Source organism: Lentibacillus sediminis (assembly GCF_002763455.1).
Lineage (GTDB): Bacteria > Bacillota > Bacilli > Bacillales > Amphibacillaceae > Lentibacillus_D > Lentibacillus_D sediminis_A.
The window spans coordinates 245,670-254,457 of record NZ_NIXK01000007.1 but is presented as its reverse complement, the minus strand read 5'-3'; the positions used below and the strand labels follow the sequence as shown (position 1 = coordinate 254,457).

General features: G+C 42.0%; 11 protein-coding genes. 9 read left to right on the top strand and 2 right to left on the bottom strand.

Going from position 1 to position 8,788, the window contains the following annotated elements; translation table 11 throughout:
- Positions 1–180 precede the first annotated feature (180 nt).
- The 3 genes from CEG13_RS13590 to CEG13_RS13580 all read left to right on the top strand — a co-directional run bounded on the left by CEG13_RS13590 (position 181) and on the right by CEG13_RS13580 (position 2,271).
- The gene (locus CEG13_RS13590; RefSeq protein WP_100012427.1) at positions 181–735 is read left to right on the top strand and encodes a tubby C-terminal domain-like protein; all 555 of its coding nucleotides are present in this window, start codon (positions 181–183) and stop codon (positions 733–735) included.
- Positions 736–1,086: 351 nt separating this feature from the next.
- Positions 1,087–1,620, top strand: a complete 534-nt coding sequence (locus CEG13_RS13585; RefSeq protein WP_239984652.1) for a restriction endonuclease — start codon at positions 1,087–1,089, stop codon at positions 1,618–1,620.
- Positions 1,621–1,635: 15 nt separating this feature from the next.
- Entirely contained in the window at positions 1,636–2,271 is a 636-nt protein-coding gene (locus CEG13_RS13580) for an HAD family hydrolase (RefSeq protein ID WP_100012426.1), read from the top strand.
- Between the two features lie 337 nt (positions 2,272–2,608).
- Here CEG13_RS13580 and CEG13_RS13575 read toward each other — a convergent pair whose 3' ends face one another.
- Positions 2,609–3,814, bottom strand: coding sequence for a hypothetical protein (locus CEG13_RS13575; RefSeq protein WP_100012425.1), 1,206 nt, complete (start codon positions 3,812–3,814; stop codon positions 2,609–2,611).
- Between the two features lie 345 nt (positions 3,815–4,159).
- Positions 4,160–5,029 (bottom strand): DUF58 domain-containing protein, encoded by an 870-nt coding sequence (locus CEG13_RS13565; RefSeq protein ID WP_100012423.1) that lies wholly within the window; start codon positions 5,027–5,029, stop codon positions 4,160–4,162.
- A 155-nt stretch (positions 5,030–5,184) separates the two neighbouring features.
- On the opposite strand from CEG13_RS13565, the gene CEG13_RS13560 reads away from it, so the two are divergent.
- The 6 genes from CEG13_RS13560 to CEG13_RS13535 all read left to right on the top strand — a co-directional run bounded on the left by CEG13_RS13560 (position 5,185) and on the right by CEG13_RS13535 (position 8,660).
- On the top strand, positions 5,185–5,547 hold the full coding sequence (locus CEG13_RS13560) for a PadR family transcriptional regulator (protein WP_100012422.1): 363 nt from the start codon (positions 5,185–5,187) through the stop codon (positions 5,545–5,547).
- Positions 5,508–6,293, top strand: a complete 786-nt coding sequence (locus tag CEG13_RS13555) for a VanZ family protein (RefSeq protein ID WP_100012421.1) — start codon at positions 5,508–5,510, stop codon at positions 6,291–6,293. Before CEG13_RS13560 ends, CEG13_RS13555 begins: the two co-directional genes overlap by 40 nt.
- Before the next feature lie 29 nt (positions 6,294–6,322).
- Complete coding sequence (locus CEG13_RS13550) at positions 6,323–6,790, top strand: VanZ family protein (RefSeq protein ID WP_100012420.1); 468 nt, start codon at positions 6,323–6,325, stop codon at positions 6,788–6,790.
- A gap of 99 nt (positions 6,791–6,889) precedes the next feature.
- Positions 6,890–7,264, top strand: a complete 375-nt coding sequence (locus CEG13_RS13545; RefSeq protein WP_100012419.1) for a VOC family protein — start codon at positions 6,890–6,892, stop codon at positions 7,262–7,264.
- Positions 7,265–7,307: 43 nt separating this feature from the next.
- The gene (locus tag CEG13_RS13540; protein WP_239984657.1) at positions 7,308–7,658 is read left to right on the top strand and encodes a VOC family protein; all 351 of its coding nucleotides are present in this window, start codon (positions 7,308–7,310) and stop codon (positions 7,656–7,658) included.
- A gap of 30 nt (positions 7,659–7,688) precedes the next feature.
- Complete coding sequence (locus tag CEG13_RS13535; RefSeq protein ID WP_100012417.1) at positions 7,689–8,660, top strand: HD domain-containing protein; 972 nt, start codon at positions 7,689–7,691, stop codon at positions 8,658–8,660.
- The last annotated feature ends 128 nt before the right edge of the window (positions 8,661–8,788 follow it).

Genomic DNA, 8,788 nt, shown 5'->3' with positions numbered 1-8,788 from the left:
CCCACACCTTTAAGACTTCCATCTTATATTCTGGAGTAAAAGCTCTTTTAGACACAAAAATCCCCCTAAGATAAACAAGTTTTATTTTTTAACCTGTCTACCTTAAGGGGAGCATATCAATCTTTTATTGTTATTAAGTCGAAGAAGCATAACTGATTGGCAACTCTTGGAGGGATCTAGTTGGTACAATACTTCTATGACACGAGTTTAAATGGTAATACAACAAAGCCCTTAGATATTTATCGCGGTACTGAAAAAATAGGCGTTGTTCGTGGTTCTTACGACAATATAATTAAAAAATTTATTGATGAATTCGGTGATAGTAAGTTTTCACCTTCATTTCTCAAATATGAACTAAAGGATAATCCTGGACTGGTGCGGATTATCACAAAACCGTTGGGCTTCATGAAGGGTAAGATTGCCGTGTCATACTTGGATAGTGACGACAATAAACATGAAATTCTTATGAAGGATATGAAGAATGTTAGCTTTGGTTCAAAACAAGTGGAGTTTGAGTACAGGGAAACCAATTGTTTGATATATAAAGAGCGTTCAACTAATCCCCTAAATCCAAAGCCGGCTGAAATGTATATTGGCGAAAGATTAATTGCCGATTGGAAAATAGATGTTAGTAATAAACAAGTTGTTGTAAATATACTTGATCTAGATTTTATGGGAGAAGAGTATTTAATACTGGGGCTCTTCCATGCTTATCTGTATGCTACAAAAGGGTGAGGATGGTACTTGGAATAGAGCAATTAAAACAAGGAGTAAACATGAATCTATATGCAAATTTATTGAGTTTCCTTATTTTGTTAACCACGATTATATTGTTTTTCATTTTTTGCGTCAGGCTATTATACTCTTAAATTAAAAAAACATCTTTTCCGAAGAAGCTCTTGGTCGCCACTCTGGCAGGTACGGTTTTGTCTATGGGCCTCTTTGTAATTCGATTGTGGCCCCTCAAGAAGAACTTTAAAGAAAAGACCATATGGACGAAATAAAAAGGGGGATAGAACAAAAAGGTCGAAATCCCCAACCCAGTGCGCGGGAGGTGCAAAATAAAATTTGATAGGGGACATACATATGGAATTTATGGGTTTTTTCGAGGGGCTTTTAATGGGGCCGGACTTGTTGTGGTCTATATTAACTGCTGAGCCTTTATTAACTGTATCTCTTTTCATTTTCTTTGGAGGAGGAGTCTTATTTGCACTGGCGGTAAGAGCCTATAGGGAATACAGATTAAGAAAGTCGGGTATGCCAGAAGTGGACAAAATGTCTGGTGCTGCATTTGAAAGATACCTTCAAGTTCTTTTTAAAGCAAGGGGTTACAAGGCAAATCTCACACCAGCGACAGGCGATTATGGTGCAGATCTTGTATTATCATTTCAAGGGAAAAAGATTGTTGTTCAGGCGAAGCGCTATAAGAAAAAAGTTGGTGTAAGAGCCATTCAAGAGATATCATCTGCCAAAAGTTATTATAAAGCGGATGAATGCTGGTTGATTACTAATAATTATTACACCTCTCAGGCTATTAAGCTGGCGAGTTCAAACACAATCAGATTAATAGATAGAGACGAATTAATGAAGTGGATGATCCAACAGAAGAAAAGTGCATAACGGAGGAGTATATGTATGATCAAAGCAATCATTTTCGATTTCGATGGGACATTAGCGGATACGCTGCCGATTTGTTATCATGCGTTTCAGCAAGTTTTCAAGACATTTGATAAAAGGGAGCTTTCCGATGAGGAAGTGAAAGCGATGTTCGGGCCTTCTGAGACTGGGATTATTCGGGAGAACCTTCGTCATAAGGATAAAGCAGCGGCTATTGAATTGTTTTACAAAAGCTACACCGAAAACCACGAGGAGTTTGTGAAGCCGAACAAACAAATAGCTGATATGATTGCGGGCTTGAAGGAGAAAGGGTTTCAAGTAGGGATAGTTACTGGGAAGGCGAGAAGGAGTCTGGATATTTCATTAGAGGCGCTTGGGATTGATCTTCCTTTTGATGTGGTGCTCACGGGGGATGATGTAACGGAACCAAAGCCGCATCCGGAGGGGATAAAGAAGGCTTTGACGATTCTGGGCGTTTCGAGCGAGGAAGCGATGTATCTTGGCGACAGTGATGCGGATATCGAGGCAGGTAAGCAGTCTAATGTCCGGACAGCGGGCGTGCAATGGCTGCCTGAATTTCAGACTAGTGAATTCACTGTTAAGCCGGATGCTATTTTTGCCAGTGTTTCGGAGTTTTTGGAATCGATAAAATGAGTGGAGTTGAGATAGCGTATTTTTAGACCCGTAATGTGGCGATCGCTTCAGCGGTTTGGGGAGGACTCTATTGGACAAAACTACTAGATGAAGCGCTCCAAATGTCCAGTAGAACGTCTCTACTGGACAAAACAGCCAGTCGGAGCGTTCGAAATGTCTAGTAGAAGGGCGCTACTCGACAAAACAGTCAGCCGGAGCGCCAGAAATGTCCAGTAGAAGGCTGCTACTAGACAAAACAGCTAGGCGAAACGTCTGAAATGTCTAGTAGGCTGTACCAGTGATCAGAGAGAAAACTTCAGCGCGATCGGATCCCTGCCCACTAAAGCTGGAGCCCCGGTCATCGCTCCCCGCGCCTAGAAGCTAATTCATCCCTAACCCTGCGCACCTGCACCTCCAACTCCCTCACTTCCTGATCGCTCACATCCTCATCCCCATACCTGACTTTTTGATAGACTTCCGAATCCAGCTCCAATGGAATCCGCTTTATCCAATCTTCTAATGTTTCAAATGGATGCCTGCCTTTATTTTGCCTGGCAGCCTGTTGTTCCAATTCCATAATACTCCTGCGTACTGGATGATCGGGCTTCTTTCGCCAGTTTTTCATGAGTCTGCCGGCGAGGGATGGTTTCTTTCCATTTTCTTTGTCCAAATCCACATGGGGAGTCTCGGTATCCTGCTTTTTGTCTACCTGATCAAACGTTTGTTTGAACTTTCGTATGATGAGGAAGACAATAATCCCCAAAAGAATAGCAGCTATCACGATTGCTACATATGGAGGGGAACTTTCATTTAATGTATTCACTTGCTGGGCCATTTGATCCTGATCGGGAGGAGGGGCCCCCTCTTCCAGCTCCATCGTCCCGTCTGTCCCGTTCAGTCCTTTCAGCTGGTCAAAGGGCAACAAAGAGAAAAGTCCACCTAACACCATTCCAAGTAATTGTGCGAATCCTTGCCAGATAATCGTGATCAAATAGCGTCCTTCTTCAAAAAAGTAGAGAAAGATAGCGGAAGCAGCGGCAAAGATTCCAGCCGCGCCCAGCCACATAGCGGAATTTGCCTTCTTTCGTTCCTGTTTTTCCATCACCGCAAAAAGGCTGATATAATACCCTGTGAGCAAGAGAAGTGCTTGGGCTATCACCAAAAGAAAAATTTCCGTATCCTGAATGAGAAGAGACATAAGGGCGCCTAACAGGATGGTATAGAAAAGGTAGTTATTTTCTGTTCCTCTGTCATCCGCCCCGCGTATCTTTATATAACGCCATGTCAGCAGCAAGGTGAAGACCAGTCCTGCCTCCATAGGGAATCCAGCCATATAAAACAGGACAAACAGAAAAGGAATAAATAAAAAATACCAGGAATAGTTGGCCGTGACTTTAGTAAACAGCGAAAATATCAAACCGGCAGCCCCAACAATCGCCAAATAACTCCAATAGGGGATCCATTGATAGAAAAAATGGAACACAGGAATGGCCAGCAGAAAAAGGATAATAGCTTCACTCAGAAAATAGTAGGTGAACGTGACCTTTGGATGTTTAATTAGCATAATCCATCGCCTCCGCCTCCTGCACCCATCGCTTTAAGACAGCACCTTCATCTGTATGCATCACATGGTAAACAGTCTTTTGCTCACTTTTCCATTTCCTCATCATGTTATCTGAGCTTGCTGGCATTTCCCCGATGATGATAATCGTCGCAGGCTTGTGAACCTGCTTGCCGAGTGAATAAAGCATGTGGGGAAATGGCAGGATTGAAGGGTTTTGAATACGTGCCAGTACCTCCAGCGTAGACCTAAGATGATCCTTGCCTACCCCTTCCGGCAGATGGATATAGGGTGCCCCTCCTGTCTTCTGAACATTAATAAATAATTCAAATGGACGCCCTTTTTCCGTCAGATAGTGGCTGAGATATGCCGTATAGGATAGGAACGCCTCCAGATCTTCACTGAATTTCCCTTTGGACGGTCCAGATTCTCCCCCAAATTCACTACCAAAATAAATGACATATCAGTGACTTTCTCATACACATTGGTCTGCAGCTGCTGGGTCTTAGCTGAGGCCTTCCAGTTGATATGGTGGAACGGATCGCTGTATTGGTAATCTCGTGTGCCGCGAGTGCTCAGAATATCCTCAAACGGCGAAAAGTTTGTCCGGTTTTGTCCCGGTACTGGATGGACGATTGTTTCTATTCCATTTACAGGGAGGAGCCTCGGAAAGATAAGAAATTCACCGCGAACCGCTGGAGCATATTTTAAAAATACCGTATCAAAATTGAAAAGGTGCGGCAGGTCCAGAACGATTTTATCCAGTCTTGATGTTCCGCGATGCTTGGCGACCACCGAAAATTCGATAAAGGTTTTTCTTTTGCCCATTAATGTTAGTGGCACACGGCTCAGGTTCCAAATTTTCCCGGTTGTTATCAGGTACTTCTGTTCTCTTAACACGGGAGCAGTTTGGAACTCGAACCTGCTGCTGAAAATGGGTATGATCGATCGGTTTTCCAGTTGGAATGTTAATTTGACTTCTTCATCGGGAAACGCTTTTATTTTGGTGGCAGGCGTATGTAAGGTTAATTTATTGCCGAGGTACTTATTGTACAGTTGATTCAGGATGAAATAAGCGGTGAATATACCAGCCACAACAAACCCGGCAGGCTGTTGAAAAAACGTGCCAATCGCCAGGAACGCAATGATTGCTACCCACAGGTGATTCGCATGTTCTTTGAGGTCTGTTTTGAATTCTTTACGCCAGATGGCCGCCACTCCTTCCCATGGTCAAGCAATTGATTAAGCAAATTTTACCAAAATGTATTGGAATAGTCAAAATTGGATGGGAAGTTTTATTTAAAACATAAATACCTTGTAATACGATGTACATAGTGATAAGCTATATTCAATTATTGAGGTGGAGGTTTCCAATGGATAAAGAGATCATGAAAGGCAGCATTGATATTCTGCTGTTATCGTTAATGAACCAAAGGGATATGTACGGTTATGAAATGGTAAAGATCTTAAAGGAAAACAGCAGAGAACTGTACAGCATGAGTGAGGGGACCCTTTACCCGGCTTTGAAACGGCTGGAAAATAAGAATCTATTAGAGTCCTACTGGGGAAGTTCGGAACTGGGTGGCAGACGAAAGTATTACAGAATTACGCTTGATGGCAAAAAGGAACTCAGCAGAAAACTTCAGGAATGGGATCAAATTAACAATCTAATAAAGGTATGTTCGGAGGGAGCAGCATGGATCAAAAAATGGAATCCTATGTCCGCCAAATCGTAGACGGACTGACCGGAAGCGAAAAGGATAAAAAGGAAATAGCAGATGAAATGAAAGATCATTTGAATCTGCTGAAACAGGAGTATTTGGAACAAGGATTTACGGAGAGGGAAGCAACTGATAAGGCTTTGGAGGGTTTTGGAGAGCAAAAACAATTAAAGAGCGGTTATCAGGCATCGCTATTTCCTTATTACAGGGAAATGAATCGTATGGCGTGGGTATTTTTCTCTCTTTACTCCTCTGTCATTTTATTTCAATTGCTTGGTCAGCGCATCATCATACGAATTAGAGATTACATATTTACAGACCAATTTGATGAACAGATTTTTAATCGTTATTTTTTCTATCCCTCTGATTCACACAGTTTCTTTGATTTAGAGGTTTGGCAGATGAATACAAATATCATTCCGTTTCAAAACACGTTTGGATACCTGACTGGGTGGGATCGGTACAACACAGACATCATCCTCCATAACACATTGGGGAATGTGCTCATTTTCCTGCCTTTAGGAATTTTTCTGCCCCACTTGTTTAAAAGGTATCAACGCTTACTGCATATCATGCGGAGTGGATTGGTGATCAGTTTATCGATTGAAGTCCTGCAATTCGTCTGGCAGGTCGGTCAGTTTGATATAGATGATGTACTGCTGAATACGATAGGTGCCGTTTTAGGTTATGGGATTCTGAAGTTTTGTTATAAAATATCTGGCTTGGCGGAGCGATATCAGATGCGGGATTTGGTTGAGTAAAAGATTGAGTAAAAACAGGTGGAGAGAAAATGAGAAAAATATTAAAGGTGCTTTTTGGTGTCAGTTTCATCATATATTTATTAGCCTTGGTAATGCTGTTATTCTTGGGGAGTAATAGAGGTCATATATGGACAGATCTTTCGCTGCTAGAATATATAAGAAACTCTTCAAATTTTGTGCCATTTAAAACGATCAGTACATATTTGCAGGCAATTTTTGATGGCAGTATGAATTTTGGTATACCTTTAAGAAACCTTGTTGGCAATTTAGTAATGTTTTTACCAATGGGTATTTATCTGCCGTTTTTCATTAACAAAATAAATAAAAAAAGCACGTTTAATATTACAATGGTTGTCGTGTTATTCCTTATCGAAGCTATACAATTGGTTACTAGAAGAGGAATTTTTGACATAGATGATTTCATCCTTAATATGCTTGGTGCTTTGATAGGTTTTGGTATCTGGGAAACGAGGCTTGTTCAGAGATTACTTGAATAACAATTGGCTGCTGTCTTCAGTTAGTAATCTGCTATAATAAAAGTACAGATTTTTGGCAAGGAAATATAAAATTTCAACACCACCAAGGAGGCGTATGTATTGACCAGTCCAATCAAAAACCAAATTAACACCATTTTTGTGCATGTGAGTGATTTGCAGCGGTCGGTTGCATGGTATTCCGAGTTGCTAGGTCAGGAAGTGAGCCCGCAGGATGTGAGGAGGCCGGTGTATAATGTGAAGATTAATGATCATACCGGGCTGACGCTTGATGCAGGGCCTGAGGGAAGTTCCAAACCAAAAAAGGTTTCCTCCCATCCGTTGTTTAATTTCCATACGGATGACATTGAACTGGCTTATCAGTATGTGAAAGAGCAGGGATTTTCCATTGATTCGGAAATTGTACGGTTTGAGGATTTTGCTTTTTTTACGATCAGTGATCCGGATGGGCATGTGGTTATGATTTGTACGGGATGAGAGGCGAGCTGTAGGCTGAAAAGGAGTGATCGAATTGGCGATAGTGGAGAGAATAGATACGATCTGTCTTAAGGTTGCAGATATCGAACAATCGAGCAGGTGGTATCAGAACGTGCTGGGGTTTAAAGAAGCTTTTCGAGGAGAGGATCACTGCATTCTTAACATCGGGGACAGCGCAGTTCCGCTGACAATTGAAAAAGACAAGGAACAAGCAGGGGAACCTCGGCAGAGTCAGGTCTATCCAATTTTTTACACAAAAGATATAGAAAAAACCTGCAGGCAGTTGCAGAAGCAAGAGGTCAAAACCGGAGAAATTCAGTACGACGGGGTAAATAAATTCGTTGATTTCTTTGATTTGGATGGCAATAGGCTGCAGGCTTGTTTTTGGGAGTAGAGGGTTACATATGTAAAATGGAGGGATACATTGCATATTTCAGATCCGATTTACGGAGCATTTAAGGTGGAGCCTGTGCTGGAAGAATTAATCGGCAGCAAGCCTGTGCAAAGGCTTCGGGGAATCCATCAGGGAGGTGCCAGCTATCTCGTTAATGAAAAGTGGAACGTCACCCGGTTCGACCATTCCATTGGCGTCATCCTGCTAATCAGAAAGCTTGGTGGTACGGTGGAGGAGCAGATTGCGGGCCTCTTGCATGATGTCTCCCACACCGCTTTTTCCCATGTGGCTGATTATGTTTTCGATAATCAAAAAGAGGATTATCATGAGGAAATATACCGTTCCGTCGTGGCAGACTCGGAGATACCTTGGGTTCTGGACAATCACGGGTATGACTACCAAACTATTTTGTATGATGAGGCAAGATGGACATTGCTGGAGCGGCCAGCGCCTGAATTATGTGCCGACAGAATCGATTACACATTGCGGGATATGTATGTATATGGGCATATTTCGCTGGAGGATGCGCATCAGTTTTTACTGGATCTGATCGTGGTCGATGGGAAAATTTGTCTTCAGCATGTAACAGTTGCTGAATGGTTTGCCAATACCTATTATAAAGAGGTTATTGGCTTGTTTATGGATCCGCTGAACATTTATGGCAATGAAATGCTGGCGAGGACATTAAAACATGCGCTGGAAAAGCAGGTACTTGATCGAAGCGATTTTCTTGGCGAAGATGAGGAAGTGATTAGTAAATTGAAATCATCACAGGACTCAGAAACTCATCGTTTTCTCAAAAGGCTGCACCCAGACGTGCGATTAGAGGAAGACCAAAACGGCTACGACTTTCACCGCAAAAGCAAGGTGCGGCTGATCGATCCATTGGTTATTAATGGCCAGAAGGTAGTCAGCGCTTCCTCGTTGTCCAATGAGGTGAAGCGGATAAAGCATGAGACGTATGAGAGGGCGATGGCTGGTGTTTATGTAAAACATGAATAGTTTATAGGTTGGCAGCCGCATTTTTCTAAAAGGAAAAATACGGCTGCTTTCTTTTTATGGAATTTTTCACATTCATTTAAGAAAATTTTTTAAAGTAATTATTGACGTAAATACTGCGTATATATATA

Excerpts from the sequence above, each read along its gene's own strand:
- CEG13_RS13575 (WP_100012425.1), bottom strand. The coding sequence starts at position 3,814 with ATGCTAATTAAACATCCAAAGGTCACGTTCACCTACTATTTTCTGAGT.
- CEG13_RS13585 (WP_239984652.1), top strand. The coding sequence starts at position 1,087 with ATGGAATTTATGGGTTTTTTCGAGGGGCTTTTAATGGGGCCGGACTTG.
- CEG13_RS13550 (WP_100012420.1), top strand. The coding sequence starts at position 6,323 with ATGAGAAAAATATTAAAGGTGCTTTTTGGTGTCAGTTTCATCATATAT.
- CEG13_RS13580 (WP_100012426.1), top strand. The coding sequence starts at position 1,636 with ATGATCAAAGCAATCATTTTCGATTTCGATGGGACATTAGCGGATACG.
- CEG13_RS13555 (WP_100012421.1), top strand. The coding sequence starts at position 5,508 with ATGGATCAAAAAATGGAATCCTATGTCCGCCAAATCGTAGACGGACTG.
- CEG13_RS13560 (WP_100012422.1), top strand. The coding sequence starts at position 5,185 with ATGGATAAAGAGATCATGAAAGGCAGCATTGATATTCTGCTGTTATCG.